The organism is Nocardia sputorum (assembly GCF_027924405.1).
Classification (GTDB): domain Bacteria; phylum Actinomycetota; class Actinomycetes; order Mycobacteriales; family Mycobacteriaceae; genus Nocardia; species Nocardia sputorum.
The window spans coordinates 7,054,319-7,072,910 of record NZ_AP026978.1; the positions used below are offsets into that span (position 1 = coordinate 7,054,319).

Below are 18,592 nucleotides of genomic sequence, written 5' to 3' on the forward strand. Positions count from 1 at the left end.
TCCGTTTCACTTCTTCTCGGTGTTGAGAATTATCGGAGGCGGGATGAGCTCAGTTGTGTATGTAGTTGCCGCGAAGTATCTGGATACGCCATGCGACCGCAGGGCGCGCGGTCGCACCGCTCAACCTCGGGGCGAACTCAGCATCGGCTGGTGCAGGTCGAAGTAGGCGACGTCACCCATGAGCGCGTTCTCCTCCTCGAACAGCGACCGCAGATCGTCCGGTACCTCCATATTCTCGTGTTCGCGAGCCTCGGATTCGGAGGTGAAATACAACGTCTCCACGAATCCGTCGTCCCCGTAGGTCGCCAGCGTGCCGCCGAGGATTTCCGGGCGCAACTGGTGCACTCGATCGCCGGTCTGGGTCAGTAGCTCGCGCATCCGGCCCGCGTCTCGCGTGTGGCCCTCCATGACCTGCACGAAACCGGCGCGGTCGGAGCCGCCACCCATCCACTCGGTGACCTCGGCGCAGTCCATGAACGTGACCGGACCCTCGAAGCATTGCTCGGTCTCCCGCCACCATTCGCCCTGTTCCGGGCGCTCGCTGTTGCGGCGCGCCGCTTCCGCGGATTCGAATCGGGCCAGCGCGATGAACGTGCCGTCGTCGCACAGCCCGCTCGTAGTGCCGAGATAGCCGATGGCTCCCGGCTGCAGTTCCTCGTTCCACCGATCCATGCATCGCCGCAGCCGGGCCGGGTCGGCGGCCTTGCCCTGTATTACTTGGATGAACATCGGTTCCTCCTCGAACGGAGTGATCGCTCCGCTTGTCGCCGGGCCGTCACCTCGTGGTCCACCGAGCGCGGGACACCGCACGGCCCGCGAGCGCGGCCGGCGCAAGTCAATCGTTCGCCGACCGGTTGCGCCATGCAAGGCCGGACGCGGTCATATCGGGAGTCGAGCGATCAGTCGAGGAAAGCGCGGGACCGCGACGGTTGGGTGGCGCGTCCGGCGCCACTGTGGCGAGCCGGTCTACGCCGGGTCAGGCGGGCAGGGGCGTATGGGTGCAGCAGGCGGCTTCGTTGTCGCGTTCGGTGATGCGGACGTACAGCCGGATCAGCACGTCCCGCAGGGTGACGCCCAGTTCCGCCGCACGGATGGCGGCCAGTTCGAGGGCGAGATCGCTGGTGATGGTGCCCGGATCGCTGAGCATTTCGTCGAGCACCATCCCGCTCACCGCCTGCTCGCGGGTCAGGATGACGGTGGGTAGCCAACTGAGCTCCCATGCCGCGCCGGAGGAAGAAGGAAGCAGCCGTGCGGTTTCCGGGGTGATGTCGCTGGTGATGATCGAATCGGTGATGTCGAGTGCCATGATCCGCTCTCATTCACTCTGTTCTGGATGACGCGGACCCGCCGCCGGGTGCGATGACCGTGCTCGGTCACGGCCCGAACGCGGTGGAGTCGTCCGTGCCTGGATGGTTCGGTGCCCGAATCGTCGGGAGGTCGGGCGTGATGGCGTTGGGGTGGGATGGTCACACCCGGCCGCAGGCGTTGGGGCCCGGACCGCGCCATGACGAGGTATCCGTATCCGGCACCTCCTAGAGTTATCGGGCCACCGAGGTCGGAAAGGAGGAAACCCTTTGCGCCGACACCGAATTGCGGTGGCTTCGAGAACCAGGCTAGGTACGGCCACTACATGCTGTCAACGAAGCTTTAACGCTTTGTGATGATATACAGTGAGCCTCCATGCTCGAAAATAATCAGAGCGCCCAAAATTCATCGAAGTTTTGCACGACTATCCGTTCCCACCGCGGGATGGAACTCGCGAAGCCCGTTTCTGAGCCTATGTGGCAGTCTTTTCTTCGCAAGAGTGATCGAGCAGGCGGATCTCCGGTTCGCAACGAAATCGTGTGAACGCGATTCATCGCACGCCTCTTGACATTTGATGATTAGAATGGCGCATCGTGATACTCCGTGAGCATGAGTATGCACTGCGCAGGATGGGAGGCACGGGATGGCTGACTCGGGCTCGGATGAGCAGGTCGGCAACCTGGTCCGCAGGCTACGACTAGAACGCGGCTACACCCAGGCCGCGCTGGCAACCAGGGCGGGCTGCTCCCGCAGTCTGATTCAGCAGATCGAGAACGGCAGCCGGATTCCGCCGCTCGCGCTACGGGAACGCCTGAGCCTGGCCCTCGGCGCGGAACTGCCCACCGACGGCAGCGCCGACCCCGCGACCGACCCGACCAGCAGCGCCTACTACGACCTGCGGATGCGATTCAACGTCCTGCTGGGCAAGGACCCCGAATTGGTCTCGCGCGCATTGGGTATCGCGCAGAGCCTGATCGACGCCTCCGGCGCGCGAGCGGAAATCGAGCCGCTGCGCCTGGTCGCCGATCGGCAATTGGAGCGCGCCGAGGAGATCCTCGCGCAGATTCCGTCGCGCAGCGCCACGGTATGGGAATGGAACACCGTCACCGACTGGCTGACGATCCTGGAACAGGCCACCACGTCGGTGCGCGCGATCCATACCGCCGACCTGGGCACGATCGGCGGCGACGTCGGCGACGACTATCACGCGGCGATTCTGCGCCTGGCCGACAAGACTCATCCGCCGAAGATCGATGTGCGGCGGATGTATGTGCTGGACGACATCTCGGATGTCTGGCCCTATGACGACAAACTGTGGAAACAGGCCCGCTCGGGCGTGGAGAGCGTGCTGGTCAAGCGCGAATACGCGCGCAACGCGCAGAGCATGCTCGTGGTCGACGACCGCTACGTCGCGGTGGGCGAGTACGACTACTCACGCCAGGCGCGGGTCGCGACGCGCTTCTCCGTGTTGAAGCACGATGTCGCGTTCGCGGTCCGGCGGTTCGAGAAACTCTACGATCTTCGACGCGCCGGAACGGCCATCGTGGTCGACCAGATCGTCGCCGAGCCGCCCCTGGCGGAGTTCGAACGACTCACCGAGGCCAACTGCCGCAGCCTGTTCCGCGCCGCACTGCAGGAGAAATGGAACACCATGCCCGCACCGGGAGACTCTTCAGAAGGCGAGGTTCCGTGACTCAGAGCCAGGTGCTCACCCTTCCGCTCGCCGACCTGGCGACGCTGACCAACCGCTCCGAGGCCAGGAAACGGGAAGTACGCGGGCGGGTTTCGCGGGACGCGTGGTTCGCCGGGACCGGCGGCCGCCGCTACTCGGGCGTCATCGACGCCTACCACGGGGAAACCGGCCGGGCCCCGGACGCACACGCCGTCGCGGCGCTGGATCGCGCGTGGCGGGAGAGTCTGCACATCGCGCCCTCCGCGGAGTACCTCGACGGCCGGCTCTACGACAAGCGGCAGCCGCTGATCCTGCGCGAGCTGGCAGCACGCAAGCTGTTCGAGCGCCTGTCGCATCCGGTGGAAGGGGTGCCCGGCGTCCGGGTGCGCGCGGAGGAGGTGATCGTCTGCCCGTACTCGAGCACGATGCTGCTCGAGGAGGCCGTGGCCACGCTGGCCAGGCCGGGCGGGGTGATCGTCTGCCCGGAGGGCTTCTACAAGAGTTCCAGCATTCATGTGGAGAAATTCGGTCTGCGGATCGTGTCGTGCCCGGTGGGCTCGGACGACGCGTTCAAGATCGATCCCGCCCGGCTGGCCCGCTGCCTCGACGGGCTGCGTGCGACCGGCGAACTGTGCGGCGTGCTGCTCACGCTGCCGGGTAATCCGGTGGTGGCGGACTACACCGCGACCGAGCTCGCGGAGATCGGGCGGGTGCTGCTCGACTGCGGTGTTCCCGTCATCTGCGACATGGCCTTCGACCGGCTGGTGGCCTCACACATCCCGATCGCCGCGCTGCACGTGGAGACCGAGCGCGGCATCCGGCGGCTGTACGACGTGATGCTGACCGTCACAGGTAACTCCAAGGGCTACAACGCCTTCGGTCCCTGCAAGATGGGTGCGGCGTGCACCGGCGACAGCGCGTGGCTGGAGCGGATCCGGGAACGGCTCACCATCTCGTTCCAGCGCGAGACCACCCATCTGGCTCGCGCGATCCTCGAGCACACCCCCGACGACTACTTCGATCGCAACCACGCGCTGATGCGCGCGCAGATCGAGCGGGCTTGTGCGCATATCGCCGCGATCAACACCCGGCTCGGGGCCGACGTGCTGCGACCGTTGGGCAACCCCGAAGGGATGTTCGTCTCCGTGGTGTTCGATCGCGCGCTGCTCGACGGGGCGGGAGTCCGCACGAGTGCGCAGGTGGAGGACCTGTTGCTCGCCGTGGCCGGCGTCGACAGCGTCGCGCTGGACCGGACCGGTTCGCTGCGTCCCGGCGTCCGTCTGAACGTCCTCGCTCCGCGCAAAGCTCCCCGCCAGGAATCGCCCGCTTTGATCGAGGAACTCTTCGACCGGCTCGAGCAATTGATCCGCGACATCGTCGGCGGACTGACCTATCGCGACGCGCTCGCCGATCGCGGCCTGACCGCTCTGGTGGCCGAGCGCAGGGCCACGCGGTGATCGTCGGGGTGCTGCGCGAAACCGCGCCGCGGGAGACTCGTGTGGCACTCACTCCCGACGACGTGCGCACACTTTCGACGGAGGGACTTCGAGTCCTGGTGGACGAAGGCGCCGGGCGCGGTGCGGGTTACGCCGATGCCGCGTACAGCGCTTCCGGGGCGGTCGTCGTCGCAGACCGGGCGACGGTCTTCGAGCGCGCGGACATCGTCGTCTGGGTGAAACCGCCTGCCTTCGAGCTGGATTCGATGCCGCTGCGCGCGGGAACGACGCTGCTCGGCTTCCAGGATCCGCACTACCGTCGCGAGGAGATCGACCGGTTGCGCCGCCGGGGCGTCGAATCGGTCGCCTTCGACGAGGTGCCGCGTGACGACACGACAACCGAGATCGATGCGCTGTCGACCATGAGCCGGATCGCGGGCGCGGAGGGTTACGCCGAAGGTAGGCGACTGCTGGCTTCCGAGCGACGCACGCGCCCGGTCCGTGCTCTCGTGCTGGGGTGCGGCGCGGCCGGGCTCGCCGCGATCTCGGCCGCTCGTGCGTTCGGCGACGAGCAGCCGGTGGCGATCGGCAACCGCCTCGAACAGCGGGCGGCCGCGGTCGCGGCGGGCGCCGGGCGATTCGTGCCGAATCAGGACGACAACGCGGCGGTGCTGGAGACGCTCGCCGCCACGCCGCCCGACCTCGTCGTCTGCACCGCCGTGCATCGCGGATCGCCCGCGCCCCGCCTGCTCGGGCAGGCGGAGCTGGACCTGCTGGGCCCGGGAACCGTGATCGTGGACTTGGTGGGGAAGGCGGGCGGCAATTGCGTCGCGACCGTGCCGGACCGGACCGTCACGCTACCGAACGGCGTCGTCGTCACGCATCGCTCCAACTACCCGGCGGGTCGTCCGGCGTCGGCCAGCCGGGCGTACGGCGCGGCGGCGGCGGCCATGGTGCTGCGGATCGCCGGGAAGCGGCGAAGTCCTTTGACGCTCGATGAGAACGTGTTCTAATTTTTGGCATGCGCAGATTTGACGGCCGCCGTGTGGTGGTGACAGGAGCGGGATCCGGCATCGGTCAGGGCATCGCCCTGCGGCTGCTGGACGAAGGGGCACAGCTGGTCGCCGCCGACATCGACGTGGCGGGCCTGGCGGCCACCGCGGAAAAGGCGGGCGACGGCGCCGAACGACTGCGAACGGTCGAGGTCGACATCGCCGATCCGGAATCGGTGCGCACCGCGATCGCGACGGCGCTCGAATTCCTCGGCGGGCTGGACGTGCTGGTCAACGCGGCGGGCATCCTGCGGCCCGCGCGCACCCACGAGATGCCGCTCGAGGTGTGGGACCGGGTGATCCGGGTGAATCTCACCGGCACCTTCCTGATGACCCAGGCCGCGCTGCCCGCCTTGCTGGATACCGGGCGCGGGGTGGTGGTCAACCTCTCCTCCACCGCGGCCTTCAGCGCGGCGCCCTACCTCGCCTCCTACGCGGCGTCCAAAGGCGGCGTGAACGCCTTCACGCACGCCATCGCGCTGGAGTACGCCAAGCAGGGTCTGCGCGCGGTGAACATCGTCCCGGCCGGCATCACCAGCGGCATCACGACGAAATCCATCCTGGACCAGCCCGAGGGCTTCGACCCGCAGCTGTTCTCCCGGATGACCGGCTGGCTCAACAAAGGCGCGCTCGGTTCTCCCGAGGACATCGCCGGGGTGGTCGCCATGGTCGCCTCCGATGACGGCAAGTACATGACCGGCACCGAGATCAGGGTCGACGGCGGCGCGCTGATGTAGTCAGCGCGGCGTGGCCACCAGCAGATGGTGCGGGATCGGCGTGCCGGCCGGCCGCCGATGCTCGACCGCGCAGCCCGCCCGCTCCAGCGCCGCGATCACGTCCGGCACCGGGCGCAGGGTGAAGCCGTACGAGGTGAACGGAAGCTTCGCCATCGCGTCGGGATCACCGATGCCGATCACCAGGCGGCCGCCCGGCCGGACCACCCGCGCGAGTTCCGCGCAGGCAGCCGCCAGGTCCGGCACGAAGTAGACGGTGTTGACGGTGATCGCGGCGTCGAGGCCGTCGTCCGGCAACGGCAGCGCGGTGAGCGACCCCTCGAGCAGCCGGAGTCTTCCGGCATCGATGGCGCCGCGGTGACTCGCGCGGGCGCGCGCCAGCATGTCGGCGGAAATCTCCACGCCGTGCACGACCCCGCCCGCACCCACGCGCTCGAGCAGCAGAGACAGCCCCGCTCCACCACCGAAGCCGACGTCGGCCGCGGTGCCGCCCGGCGCGAGGCCGGCCGCCTCCACCGCCCCGGCGATGGCGGCCTTGTTGCCGCGATTGAGCACGAAGGCGACGCCTTTGCCGAGCATGCCGTGCGGATTTCCGAGCTGACCGGCGAGAGTGGACAACAGGCGGGCTCGGACGGAGTTCATGGGCGTCATCGTATCGAGCCTGGCCTTCCGGGTGGGGCGGCGATTGTCCGAATACTGTTTCCCCGGTGTCCGTTCGGATACCGCGTTGTCTAGCGAAGGACCATCCGCGATGCGCCGACCGATGACTCTCCTCGCCGCCTGCGCGCTGGCATTGCTGCCCGCTCTGCCCGCCTCGGCAGCCGGGCCGTGGGGGCCCCTCGGGTCGCCGAATCCCTTCCTCGGACCGACCGGCACCGCCACCATGCACGGCGACGCGGGGTCGTCGGACGTGACGCCGCTCGCCGGGCCGGGCGCCGGTGCCGCGGCGGTCGCCGCGTACCCGCTGGCTTCGGCGTGCCCGACCCTGCTGGAAGGATCGGACCGTCTCGTGGTCGCGTTGTGCACCGCGATCGCGGGGCAGACGCCGACGGTGCATCTGCTCGATCCGGCGGCGCCGGGTCCGTTGGCGCGATCGCTCGCCGCCTTGCCGTTGACCAAAGGCAGTTTGCTCGGTGGCGTCTACGCCTACCTCGACCAGGACGACCGTCTGGTGGTCGTCGACGGTTCGGACCGCTTGCTCCGAGTGCGGCACGAGCGTGGCGCGGCGGGAACCTGGCGGCTGATCAGCGAAGAGGCCGCCGATCTGAGGCCCGTGATCCCGACCGGGGACAACGTGACGGGACTCGTGCCGGACTGGTCGGGCAATGTGTGGTTCGCGACCGGCCGGGGAGTGGTCGGGTTCGTCACCGCTGCCGGACGGGTGGCCGAGTCGACGTTGCCTCCGGGGGAGCAGGTGGCGAACAGCATCTCGTCGGCCCCGGGCGGACAGGTCGCGGTGGCGACGACGCATGCGCTGTACGAACTGCGCGTCGGCGCGTCCGGTGTCCCGGAGATCGCGTGGCGCGCGGCCTACGACCGGGGATCAGCCCGTAAGCCCGGCCAGCTCAGCTGGGGTACGGGCTCGACACCGACCTACTTCGGCCCGGCGACCGGCGCGGACTATGTGACTATCGTCGACAACGCCGACGAACAGGTGCACGCCCTGGTGTACCGGACGGGCACAGGAGAATTGATGTGCGCGGTTCCGGTGCTCGGCGAAGGCGGATCAGGAAGCGAGAATTCGCCGGTCGGCATCGGCCGCTCGGTCTTCGTGGCGAGCACCTACGGCTACCCGTATCCGGCGCTACCCGAGGGGGCGGGACCGGCGGTGCCGCCGAGCGCGCCGTTCACCGGCGGGATGACGCGCGTCGATGTCGCCGACGACGGATGTCATGTGGTGTGGGAGAACAGGGTTCGCAGCGCGGCCGTACCACGTCTGTCCACCGCCGACGGCGCGCTCTACACGGTCGCGCGAGTCGGTCTCGACCAGACCACCCCCCTGGACGGGTACGCCTTCACCGTCATCGATCCAGAAACCGGTATGGTCACCGCCTCCCACCCCCTCCCCGGCACCATCATCGACGACCCTTTGCAAACCGCGCCGCTGATCACCCAGGACAGTCGTCTGCTACAAGGCACGGTCACCGGGATATTGCGCGTCGGTTGAGCGCTCTTGTCACCTCGAAGATCACCGAGGTCTACCCGGCATAGGCCCCGAACTGCCGGGGCCCATCGAGCGATCTCCTCAGCCGTTGCGCAGCGCCCTCGTATGTGACGTGTGTCTCTCCAAGTGGCATGTGGCGGCGCCGTTTTCGCGCGGCTCCGGGGCACGGTAACGGCAGGTGAGGCGAAGATCACATGCCTCGTTATGGTTGCGGCCCAGGTGCTGAATCGAGTGGTCCGAGCAGGTGAACCGGAGGCTTTTCGCTCCCCGGTTAATGCGGAGCCTGTCGGGGAACTGGCCGGTCTTCCTCGCGTGCCGCTATGTCTTTACCCGGTTTATTACCGCGTAAACAAACTTGTGGTCTCTTTCTATCGGTGGGTGGTCAGCAACTGATCTTTTGTGCAAATGAACGTGCAGGTGGGAGGCGGTCTCAGCAAACCATGGAGGGGTCTATGCAATAGCTCGGCTAACGCCTCCGGAGCGTTCCGATCCATTGCCGGAGGAGGCTCCGGGAGAGTATTCCGGCGGCATCACCGGAGTACTGCCGGGTTCCCGAAACTCCGGTCGCGCGAGTCGCATGCGGTTAGCTGGATGTGGGTGCCCGGAGGGTGCCGTAGGGGTTTGCTGGCCCGCTGCTTTATACGCTTGACCTCGGCGGGGAGGGTTGCGTAGGGATAACGATTGTGTAGAGTTGACGGTAACGCTGGCCGCAGCTAGAGCAGCGACTCGCTGCGGCCAGCGGAACTCAAATGGGGGAGTTCCGAACCGATCTGGCGCCGCTTAGCTGTCGATTATCCCGATCACGCCGCTCGACGTGTGCTGAATGTTGTCTGAGTCACACCGTCCGGCTGATAGCTCGCCGCCTCAGCACCCGAGTCGACCCGCTCCGTGACCGCGCGGCGGCCCACGACGAACACGTAGACCAGGAACAACGTCTCGGCAGTGAACCCGATCGCGAGGCGAATCGGGGTGGGCAGCGGGCTCGGCGTCACGAATCCTTCGATGAAGCCACACACCAGCAACACTCCGACCAGCCCGAGGGCGACCGTCGCGGTCGCTCGCCCTTGCCTGGCCACGGCCTCCACCCGGCTGAGCCGTCCCGGATCGATCAGCGTCCACCCGAGTTTCAGGCCGACGCCGCCCGCCACGAACACCGCCGTCAGCTCCAGCGTGCCGTGCGGAAGGATGAAGCCGAAAAACGAATCCAGCCGCCCCGCCTCGGACATCAGCCCCGCCGTGACACCCAGATTGAGTGCGTTCATGAACAGCAGGTAGGCCGCTGGCAGGATCAATACGCCGGTGAACAGGGCGATCGCGGTGACCCACGCGTTGTTCGTCCACACCTGCGCGGCGAAGGCCCCTTGCGGATGCTCCGAGTAGTACGTCTCGAACGCACCGCCCGGTGCGGTGAGACTCCTGGTGTCCGCCGGGATTCCGAGAACGTCGCGGGCCGAGTCGAACCGCTCCACCCAGACGGCCAAGCCGGCCGATACGCACAGGAACACCGCGGCGACGCCGACCCACCACGGCCACGACCGGTAGAGCGCCGCCGGGAAGCGGTGGCTGAAGAACCGGCCGATCTCCTGCCAGGTGTCGGCGCGCGTCCCGAGCACCCGGCCGCGCGCACGCGCCAGCAGCGCGCTCAGTCCGGCGATCAGTTCCGGGTCCGGGCTGTGCGCCTGCAGCCGTGCCAGCTGCTGGGAGGTGCGGCGGTAGAGCAGGACCAGTTCGTCGACCTCCGCGCCGGTCAGCTTGCTCCGCTTGGACAAGTAGTCGAGCCGGTCCCACGCCCTGCGGTGCGCCAGGCTGTATGCGTCCACGTCCATTCGGTTGCCTCCCACTCCCGCCGGTCGCAAGAATGCTATCGACATGGCTGAGTTCACCACCGGCGAAGCAGTGGCCCTGGAACTGCCGATCGCCCGGATCCCCACGAGGGCCACCGCGTTCCTGATCGACGTGCTGGCGCAGTGCACGCTCGGGTTCGTGCTGCTGTTCGCCGTCGTCACGCTGCTGCTGCCCGCGGGCGTGGACTCGGCGTGGCTCGACGTGGTGATGCTGGTCACCATCGTGACCGTGCTGGTCGGCTATCCGGTGACCTGTGAGACCGCCTGGCGCGGACGCACCCTGGGCAAGCTGATGCTCGGGCTGCGCGTGGTGCGCGCGGACGGCGGGCCGATCGACTTCCGGCACGCGCTCACCCGCGGCCTGGCGGGCGCGATCGTCGATTTCTGGATGCTCGGCGGGTTCGGGGCCATCGCGGTGCTCACCTCGATGTGCTCGCCGCATGCGCGGCGGATCGGTGACGTGCTCGCGGGCACCGTGGTCGTGCACGCGCAACGCTCCCTGCCGCCGCCCGCGCTCGCGCTCGCGCCGCCGTGGCTGACCGGTTGGAGCGCGCAGCTCGATCTGTCCGGACTGCCGGAGGATCTCGCGCTGTCCGTGCGGCAGTACCTGACGCGCTTGCGCACCCTGACTCCCGCCGCGCAACACCAGCTGGGCGCCGAGCTCGTGGCGGAGGTGTGCGGGCGGCTGCGCGTCGCGCCGCCGGCCGGTTACCCCCCGCCGCAGATTCTCGGTGCGGTGATCGCCGAACGACAGCGCCGGGTGCTGCCGCAGCCGGTGTTCCCGCCGATGCCGCTGCGCCCCGGTCAGCCGTTCGCCGCGACGTAGTCGTCCACCTCGCGGAGGAAGGCATCCTGCCGGGCCGGCGTCAGCCAAGAAGCGCGGAACGAGTTGCGGGCCAGCTCGGCCAGTCGATCGATGCCGAGCCCCGCCTGCTCGGCGAGGGCGAGGTAGTTGTCCGCCACGTATGCCCCGAAGTAGGCGGGATCGTCACTGTTGACGGTCACCGTCAGCCCGCGGTCGAGCAAGCCGACGATCTCCGCGGACTTCATCTCGGCGGTGACGAACGAGTTCGACACCGGACAGCAGGTGAGCGCGATGCCCTTTGACTTGGCCAGCTCGACCAGACGGTCGTCCGCCACGATGTTCGTCCCGTGGTCGAGGCGGTCCACGGCGATGTCCTCCAGCGCCTGGCGGATGTGCTCGACCGAATCCGGCTGGTCGATGTCGCAGTGCATGGTCAGCAGGAATCCTTCCGCGCGGGCGCGCTCGAAGACGGCGGCGAACTTGCTGGGCGGGTTGCCGCGCTCGTCGGAATCCAGGCCGACGCCGAGAATCCAGCTCTTGTACGGCAACGCTTCCAGCAACGTCGCCATGGCGTACTCCGCGGAATGATCGCGCAGGAAGCACAGGATCAGCTCGGCGGATATCCCCAGCTCCCGCCGCGCCCGCGCGATCGCCGAGCGGTATCCGCTGATCACCGTGGTGAACGGGACCCCGCGCCCGGTGTGCGCCTGCGGATCGAAGAACAGCTCGACATGACGCACGCCTTGGCCGTGCGCGCGGCGCAGATAGTCGTAGGCGAGGTCGTGGAAGTCCTCCGGACGCCGCAGCACGCGCATCGCGGGGTAATACACCTGCAGGAACGACGTCAGGTCGTGGAAGCGATAGGTCTGCTTGACCTCGTCCACGCTTTTCTCCGGCAGCTCGATGCCGTTGCGCCGCGCGAGGCGGAACTTCAGCTCCGGCTCCAGCGTCCCTTCCAGATGCAGGTGCAGCTCGGCTTTGGGCAGTCCACGGACAAAGGCGGCGAGATCTGAGGCCATGGGGTCATGATCCTCCTCGGCGGCCCCGCGAGGACGTCCTTCGACCAGACCACGGCCGGAACTCAGAGGGCCCCGGACTGTTTCAGCTCCAGGTACTCGTCCGCGAGCGCCTCGGGCAACCGTTCCGGGGACGCGGCGACGACCGCGATACCGGTGCGGCGCAGCGACTCCTGGACCAGCGCGCGCTCGGCGAGCACGGATTCGGCCGCCGCCGCGGCGTAGAGGTCGGGGAGGCGGTCGCGCCGGGTGGCGGCCGCGGCGATCTCGGGGTCGGTCACCGAGACGATCAGCACCCGGTGCCGCTGCGCCAGCACCGGCAGCACGGGCAGCAGATTCTCCTCGACCGCGGCGCCGTCGAGGCTGGTGAACCAGACGACCAGGCTGCGGCGGCGGGTGCGCTGTACGGCCGCCCGCACGAGTCCGGCGCTGTCGGTGTCGACGAGAGCGGGGGTGATGCCCGCCATCGCGTGCATCAGCTTCAGCTGCAATCCTTTTCCACCGACCCCGCGGACCTCGGCGCGCGGTCGGCGGTCGAAGGCGAGCAGATCGACGGTGTCCCCCGCGGCGGCGGCCAGACCGCCGAGCAGCAGGGCCGCCTCGATGCTCGCGTCCAGGCGCGTACCGTCACCCACCCGGCCCGCGCTGATCCGGCCGGTGTCCAGCAACATCAGCATGTGCCGGTTGCGCTCCGGACGCCAGGTGCGGACCAGGACATCGGTGGCGCGGGCGGTGGCGCGCCAATCGATGGCGCGCACGTCGTCTCCGGCGACGTACTCGCGGAACGAATCGAATTCGGTGCCCGGTCCGCGCAGATCGGCCACGTTGCTGCCCTCCAGGTGTTGCAGCCTCTTCACTTTGGAGCGCAACAGCCGTTCGGCGCGGAACGCGGGCAGCGCGCGGATTCGGGCGGGCACGTCGCGCCTGGTCTGGCGCCCAGCCAGTCCGAGCGGGCCGAGCAGCCGCACCGTGACCTGGCCCGCGACCCGATCGCCACGGTAGGTGGGCGTGAGCGTGGTGCGGAAACGGACCTTGGTGCCCGGGGCGAGGTCGAGCCGGTGCGTGCGGTGTTCGGGACGCGCACTGTCGGGCCAGTCGTCCCAGACCGTGCCGCGCAGCACCCGGGCTCCGGTGTTGACCGCGACGAGTTCCACCTCGGCCGAGCGCCCGAGTCGCACCGTGGTGAGCGCCTCGCGGGACAGCGTGAGATCGCGTGCCCGACCCACCGCGCCCAGGTCGACGAGCAGCCCCGCCGCCAGGACACAGGTCACCACCACCACGCCGGCCACGGAAGGCAGGACCAGGGTGACGAACAGGGCCGCCACGCCTGCCGCGGCGGCCAGCCGACCGGTGACGACCATGCGCTACACCGGGACCGGAACCGACAGCAACAGCGACGACAGCACACTCTCGGTGGTCACGCCGTCCAGCTCGGCCTCCGGGCGCAGATGCAGGCGGTGCCGCAGCACCGCGACGGCGACGGCCTTCACGTCGTCCGGCGTGACGAACCCGCGCCCGTTGAGCCAGGCGTACGCGCGGGCGGCAGCCATCAGCGCCGTCGCGCCGCGGGTCGAGGCGCCGTGCTGCACGGCGGGCGAGGTGCGGGTGGCCCGGCACACGTCGACGGTGTAGGCGAGCACCTCGGGCGTGATCGTCGTCCGGGCGATCGCGGCGCGGGCGGCGGTGATGTGCGCCGCGCCCGCGACGGGACGCAGGCCCGCTGCGGCCAGGTCGCGCGGATCGAAGCCCGCGGCGTGGCGTTGCAGGATGCGGAACTCGTCGTCGCGGCCGGGCAGGTGGATGTCCACCTTGAACAGGAACCGGTCCAGCTGCGCCTCCGGCAGCGGGTAGGTGCCCTCCTGCTCGATCGGGTTCTGGGTGGCGACGACGACGAACGGATCGGGCAGCGGCTGCGGTTTCCCGTCCACCGAGACCTGCCGCTCCTCCATCGATTCCAGCAGCGCCGACTGAGTTTTCGGCGGCGTGCGGTTGATCTCGTCGGCGAGCAGCAGGTTGGTGAACACCGGACCCTGCCGGAAGGTGAACTCCGCGGAGTGCGGGTCGTAGATCTGCGAGCCGGTGACGTCACCGGGCATCAGGTCCGGCGTGAACTGCACCCGGGCGTGGTCGAGGTCGAGCGCCGTGGCCAGCGCCCGTACGAGCAGCGTCTTCGCGACGCCCGGCACGCCTTCGAGCAGCACGTGGCCGCGGCACAGCAGCGCGAGCACCAAGTACATGACCGCGTTGTCGTTGCCGACCACCGCCTTGCCGATCTCGGCGCGCAGGGCGTGGAACGCGGCGCCCGCCTGCTCGGCCGTCGGGGTGGTCTCGGTGCTGGTCATTCGATCTCCTGTGGTTCGCGGGTGTTCCCGCATGCCGTGGGCCGGGGGAGGATTGGGCAAAGGCGTCTCATCCGACCTCCGATTCGATCCATTCGAGTTGGGCGGCCACCACCTGCAGCGTCCACGGATCGGGCACGGGACCGAACAAGGCCGCGCCGATCTGGGCGGTGTCGGCTCCGATGCGCGCGGCGAGCACGGCGACGATGCGGTCCGGCGGGGTGTCGGCCGTGATGCCGAGCGGGGTGCGAATGCGGCGCAGCGTGGCCGCCCGCAGTTTCCCGGCGACGTGATCGTGATCTTTCGAGCGGCGGTACAGGGCGGCCTGCCCGGCGAGCAGTTCGTTCGCCGCCACCTCGACGGGCCGGGGCTCGCGCACCAGCGCGCCCCGCCTGCGGGCACGCCACCACACCACCAGTGCGGCGGCGATCAGGAACTGCACGCCGCCGTAGAAGACCGGCGCGGGCAGCCGGTCCCAGATCGGGTCGTCCCCCGCTCCGAAGCCGGGGGCGTCCGGCGGCGGGACGTCGGGTAGATCCGGAGGCGTTTGCGGCGGCGGCGCCGGAGGAGCGGTCGGCGCGCCGCAGGATTGCAGGGCGCCGTAGACCAGCAGCAGCAACGTGGCCGCGGCGGCGAGCGCCGCCCAGAAGCGGGGGTTGCGCAGCAGACTCGGCAGCGGTGGCAGCCTGCGCTTGCTGCGCGGCGCCTTCTCCACCGCCTCTATCTCCACCGGTTCCGGAGCCGGCGGCGGCGCGGAAGCGGAGAACCGGTCGGCGTATTCCAGCCTGCGGTATTCGTCCTCGGTGGCGCGGCGTCCGCCGTAGACCACCTCGTCGAAACTGAGTGCGGCGGGCTGGATCTCGGTGGCGGTCTCGAGCGGTAAGGCGGTGGTCACGTCGTCGGCGGTTTCCCGCGCGGTTCGTGAGCGCCGCACCTCGAGCACACCACCCTGTTCCAGACCACGCAGCACGGCACGGAAGCGTTCGCGCAGGGCGCGATCGAAATCCCGGTGCTGGGCGGCCGTTTCGGCGGCGGCGCGATGATCGGCGGCCGCGCCGAGCCGTGGTGTGCCGGGCGCCGTGTCGTCGGTCGCGCCTTTGGTCAGCGTGACCTCGCCCGACTGCTGCGCCGACGGGCTTTCCGGCGGAACGGGACCGCTCACCGCGCCTCCTGCCTGCGGATGCGGATGTCCAATCCCTCCCTGCGGCAACGGCGGTCGACGTAGCACACCACCCGCGAGGAACCCTCGACCACTTCGCCGAACGCTGTCAGCAGCAGCACCGCCGACGTGGTCAGCACGATCACCGGCCACCGGTGGGTGCCGGAGAAGTCGGAGACGAACAGCGGAATGGCCAGCACCGGGACCGCCAGCAGCGCGAACAGGGCGCGCTGGACGATCCACAGCCCGGTGGTCGGCCACTCCGCGCCCTCCGCGAGCAGCTTGGCCCGCGCGATACCGTCCCGGTGCGAGGTGCGCTCGACGAACAGCACCGGCACCGCGACCCAGCGGCCGGCGCGCAGCCGGCCCAGCCAGATCGCCGCGAGCGGCAACGTCACGATCAGCACACTGCCCACCGTCAGCACGGCGACGCCCACCACGGTGAACAACAGCTGGAACACCAGCAACGGGCCGAGCGTCGCACCGAATCGGCGGAGCGCGGCCCGGCGGTCGATCGGCGCGCCGCCGACGGTCGCGAGCCCCAGGGCCACCGTGGTGCCGCGCAACACGAAGCGCAGCAACCACGCGCAAGCCGCGGTGGACAGGATCGCCGCCCAGGCGGTGCCCGGGTCGGAGCCGTCGGTCAGCTCGGAGACGCCCGCGGTCACCGCGACGACCACGGCCTCGGCGAGGACCAGGCCCGTCACGCTCAGCCCGGCCAAGGCGCGCACGTTCGCCTGGATCAGAGCGAACGGCACATCGAGCAGTTCGCGAAAACTCAGCGGTCGGATCGGCACCGTCGTTCCAGGAGACCCCGGTACCGGATCTGTTCCCGCCCCGACGGCGCCGGCCGGTTCGGCGGCTGGCAGCACGGGCCGAGTCTAGCCGTCAGCGCTGTAGTAAGCGGTCCACCACGTGCCGGTAGCGAACCGGATCGATGGGTGGGAGGCCGAGCAGCGCGCGCAGGTACACACCGTCACCGACCAACCGGATGAGGTCGGCCTGAACCGGATCGGCGACCTCCTCGTCCAAACCGTCCGACCAGGAGTTCATCATCTCGGCGAGCGCGCGCTGCACCTCGTCGGGTTCCGGGGTGGCGTCTATGGTGCGCATGGTCGCGAGCATGGACCGGTAGAGCTCGAGTTCGACCGCTTCCGCCGCGTTGTCCGGGTTCGGCGTCTGCAGATACCACTCGGCTACCGAACCGCCCTTGGCGACGGCCGTGTCCAATTGCCTGCCCGCACGGTCGGCCAGCCTGCGGACCAAGCCCGCGAGCAGCGCGTCCTTGCTCTTGAAGTGATAGAGCAAGCCGCCCTTGGAGACGCCCGCGGTGGCCGCGACGTTTTCCAGGGTCACGTGCGACATGCCTTTCTCCAGCAGCAAGGTCTCGAGCGCGTCCAGGAGGCGGTCGCGGGTGTCAGCCGTCACCCGGTCGACTATACCGTCCGGACGGTTATGTGAGTACTATACCGTCTGGACGGTAAAACTAACGACGGAAGTCGAGAAAGTCATGACCCCCCAGCCCATCGGACGAGCGGCCACCACCCACCGCGCCGGAGCGCGCGAGTGGGCGGGGTTGTCGGTGCTCGCGCTCGCTCTGCTACTGCTCGCCGTCGACGCGACGGTGCTGGATCTGGCCGTGCCCGCGATCAGCGCCGATCTCGCGCCCACCACGCCGCAATTGCTGTGGATCATCGACGTCTACTCGTTCGTGCTGGCCGGGTTGCTCGTCGTCATGGGCAACCTGGGCGACCGGATCGGGCGACGCAGGCTGCTGCTGCTCGGCGCGGCCGGATTCGGTGTCGCATCCGTGCTGGCGGCCTGGTCCGTGACGCCGGAAATGCTCATCGCGGCCCGCGTGCTGCAAGGTGTCGCCGGCGCGACGCTGATGCCCGCGACGCTCGCGCTGATCAGGTCGATGTTCCTCGATCCTCGGCAGCGCACCGTCGCGATCGCGGTATGGAGCGCGATGGCGGGCGGTGGCGCCGCGGCGGGACCGCTGCTGGGCGGCTGGCTGCTCGAGCACTACTGGTGGGGTTCGGTGTTCCTGGTGAACCTGCCGGTCATGCTGGTGCTGCTCGGGCTGGGTCCGGTGCTGATCCCGGAATCGCGTGATCCGAAGCCCGGTCGCTTCGACCTGCCCAGTGCGTTGCTGTCGATGCTCGCGCTGGTACCCGTCGTGTACGCGGTGAAGGAGTTCGCGGCACACGGTCCCGCTCTGCGACCGGTCCTGGTCGGCGCGCTCGGCGTGCTGGCGGGCGTGGGGTTCGTGCACAGGCAGGGACGGCTCGCGCAGCCGATGCTGGATCTGGCGCTGTTCGCGCTGCCCAAGTTCCGTACGGCGGTGGTGACCAACCTGCTCGCGGTGTTCGCGCTGGCCGGCGTGCTGTTCTTCGGCTCGCAGTACCTTCAGTTGGTGCTCGGCCGCTCGCCGATGCAGGCGGGCTTGCTGCTCCTGCCGGGTCTGCTGACCGGCATGGTCGCCTCGCTCGCCGCGGCCTGGTTGGTGCGGCGGTTGCGGCCGGGCACGGTGCTGGGCGGTGCGCTGAGCACGGCGGCGGTGGGCGCTGCGCTGTTCGGCAGTCTGGGCCCGGACGCGGCCACCAGCACGACGCCGTTCGTGCTCGGCTTCCTTTTCGTGGGGGCAGGCGTCGGCATCGCGCTGACCGTGTCGTCGGACCTGGTGGTCGGTTCGGCGCCGCCGGAGCGCGCGGGTGCGGCCGCCGCGGTGTCGGAGACCGCGTACGAGACCGGGATCGCGCTGGGCGTCGCGGTACTCGGCAGCGTGGTCATGGCGATCTTCCGCAACGGTCTCGACCTGAGCCACGTGCCGTCCGATCAGGTGGACGCCGCCTCGGAATCCCTTGGCGCGGCCACGGCGTTCGCCGGTGAGCTGCCGGAGGCCGCCGGAAGCGCGTTCCTCGCCTCCGTGCACGAATCGTTCGTCTCCGGCATCCACTTCGCGGCGATCGGCACCACCTCGATCCTGTTGATGGCCGCGCTGGTGGCGTTCCGGTTGCGCGGTGCCCGTGCGTGATCGCCGGTTCCGAAAGCCTCCGCACCAGG

17 protein-coding genes are annotated in these 18,592 nt (G+C 69.2%); 7 read left to right on the forward strand and 10 right to left on the reverse strand.

The genetic code is table 11. The annotated features are described in order from the left end of the window. Window positions 1-120: 120 nt before the first annotated feature. Together QMG86_RS31795 and QMG86_RS31800 are read right to left on the reverse strand one after the other, a co-directional pair. Window positions 121-729 (reverse strand): hypothetical protein, encoded by a 609-nt coding sequence (locus tag QMG86_RS31795; RefSeq protein WP_281876567.1) that lies wholly within the window; start codon window positions 727-729, stop codon window positions 121-123. Window positions 730-976: 247 nt separating this feature from the next. Further along, a complete protein-coding gene (locus tag QMG86_RS31800) occupies window positions 977-1,306 on the reverse strand; it encodes a hypothetical protein (protein WP_281876568.1) in 330 nt (109 codons plus the stop codon). Between the two features lie 642 nt (window positions 1,307-1,948). On the opposite strand from QMG86_RS31800, the gene QMG86_RS31805 reads away from it, so the two are divergent. Genes QMG86_RS31805 through QMG86_RS31820 form a run of 4 tightly spaced genes read left to right on the forward strand, consistent with a single transcriptional unit; the run spans window position 1,949 to window position 6,202 of the window. Next, window positions 1,949-2,998, forward strand: coding sequence for a helix-turn-helix transcriptional regulator (locus QMG86_RS31805; protein WP_281876569.1), 1,050 nt, complete (start codon window positions 1,949-1,951; stop codon window positions 2,996-2,998). Beyond that, on the forward strand, window positions 2,995-4,434 hold the full coding sequence (locus QMG86_RS31810; RefSeq protein WP_281876570.1) for a pyridoxal phosphate-dependent aminotransferase: 1,440 nt from the start codon (window positions 2,995-2,997) through the stop codon (window positions 4,432-4,434). The genes QMG86_RS31805 and QMG86_RS31810 overlap by 4 nt, the downstream gene beginning before the upstream one ends. Before the next feature lie 41 nt (window positions 4,435-4,475). After that, on the forward strand, window positions 4,476-5,426 hold the full coding sequence (locus QMG86_RS31815) for a Rossmann-fold NAD(P)-binding domain-containing protein (RefSeq protein ID WP_281876572.1): 951 nt from the start codon (window positions 4,476-4,478) through the stop codon (window positions 5,424-5,426). 8 nt (window positions 5,427-5,434) lie between these two features. Further along, the gene (locus QMG86_RS31820; protein WP_281876573.1) at window positions 5,435-6,202 is read left to right on the forward strand and encodes an SDR family NAD(P)-dependent oxidoreductase; all 768 of its coding nucleotides are present in this window, start codon (window positions 5,435-5,437) and stop codon (window positions 6,200-6,202) included. On the opposite strand, the gene QMG86_RS31825 is transcribed toward QMG86_RS31820, so the two are convergent. Then, window positions 6,203-6,841: a class I SAM-dependent methyltransferase gene (locus QMG86_RS31825; protein ID WP_281876574.1), complete on the reverse strand. Its 639-nt coding sequence runs from the start codon at window positions 6,839-6,841 to the stop codon at window positions 6,203-6,205. A 109-nt stretch (window positions 6,842-6,950) separates the two neighbouring features. Between QMG86_RS31825 and QMG86_RS31830 the strand changes: the two genes are divergently transcribed. Further along, window positions 6,951-8,366, forward strand: a complete 1,416-nt coding sequence (locus tag QMG86_RS31830) for a hypothetical protein (protein ID WP_281876575.1) — start codon at window positions 6,951-6,953, stop codon at window positions 8,364-8,366. Window positions 8,367-9,163: 797 nt separating this feature from the next. Here QMG86_RS31830 and QMG86_RS31835 read toward each other — a convergent pair. Next, on the reverse strand, window positions 9,164-10,189 hold the full coding sequence (locus QMG86_RS31835) for a stage II sporulation protein M (RefSeq protein WP_281876576.1): 1,026 nt from the start codon (window positions 10,187-10,189) through the stop codon (window positions 9,164-9,166). Window positions 10,190-10,232: 43 nt separating this feature from the next. On the opposite strand from QMG86_RS31835, the gene QMG86_RS31840 reads away from it, so the two are divergent. Further along, window positions 10,233-11,033, forward strand: coding sequence for an RDD family protein (locus tag QMG86_RS31840; RefSeq protein ID WP_281876577.1), 801 nt, complete (start codon window positions 10,233-10,235; stop codon window positions 11,031-11,033). On the opposite strand, the gene add is transcribed toward QMG86_RS31840, so the two are convergent. The 6 genes from add to QMG86_RS31870 all read right to left on the reverse strand — a co-directional run bounded on the left by add (window position 11,012) and on the right by QMG86_RS31870 (window position 16,954). Further along, on the reverse strand, window positions 11,012-12,031 hold the full coding sequence (gene add / locus QMG86_RS31845; RefSeq protein WP_281876579.1) for an adenosine deaminase: 1,020 nt from the start codon (window positions 12,029-12,031) through the stop codon (window positions 11,012-11,014). The two genes, QMG86_RS31840 and add, sit on opposite strands and share 22 nt — an antisense overlap. 62 nt (window positions 12,032-12,093) lie before the next feature. Continuing rightward, window positions 12,094-13,389, reverse strand: coding sequence for a DUF58 domain-containing protein (locus QMG86_RS31850; protein WP_281876580.1), 1,296 nt, complete (start codon window positions 13,387-13,389; stop codon window positions 12,094-12,096). A gap of 3 nt (window positions 13,390-13,392) precedes the next feature. Continuing rightward, complete coding sequence (locus tag QMG86_RS31855) at window positions 13,393-14,370, reverse strand: AAA family ATPase (RefSeq protein WP_281876581.1); 978 nt, start codon at window positions 14,368-14,370, stop codon at window positions 13,393-13,395. A 67-nt stretch (window positions 14,371-14,437) separates the two neighbouring features. After that, entirely contained in the window at window positions 14,438-15,529 is a 1,092-nt protein-coding gene (locus QMG86_RS31860) for a DUF4129 domain-containing protein (RefSeq protein ID WP_281876582.1), read from the reverse strand. Then, window positions 15,526-16,323 carry a hypothetical protein gene (locus QMG86_RS31865; RefSeq protein ID WP_281876583.1) on the reverse strand — a complete coding sequence of 266 codons (798 nt, stop codon included), beginning with the start codon at window positions 16,321-16,323 and terminating at the stop codon, window positions 15,526-15,528. The genes QMG86_RS31860 and QMG86_RS31865 overlap by 4 nt, the downstream gene beginning before the upstream one ends. A gap of 91 nt (window positions 16,324-16,414) precedes the next feature. Continuing rightward, entirely contained in the window at window positions 16,415-16,954 is a 540-nt protein-coding gene (locus QMG86_RS31870; RefSeq protein ID WP_281876584.1) for a TetR/AcrR family transcriptional regulator, read from the reverse strand. 82 nt (window positions 16,955-17,036) lie between these two features. Between QMG86_RS31870 and QMG86_RS31875 the strand changes: the two genes are divergently transcribed. Further along, the gene (locus tag QMG86_RS31875) at window positions 17,037-18,563 is read left to right on the forward strand and encodes an MFS transporter (protein WP_281876585.1); all 1,527 of its coding nucleotides are present in this window, start codon (window positions 17,037-17,039) and stop codon (window positions 18,561-18,563) included. The last annotated feature ends 29 nt before the right edge of the window (window positions 18,564-18,592 follow it).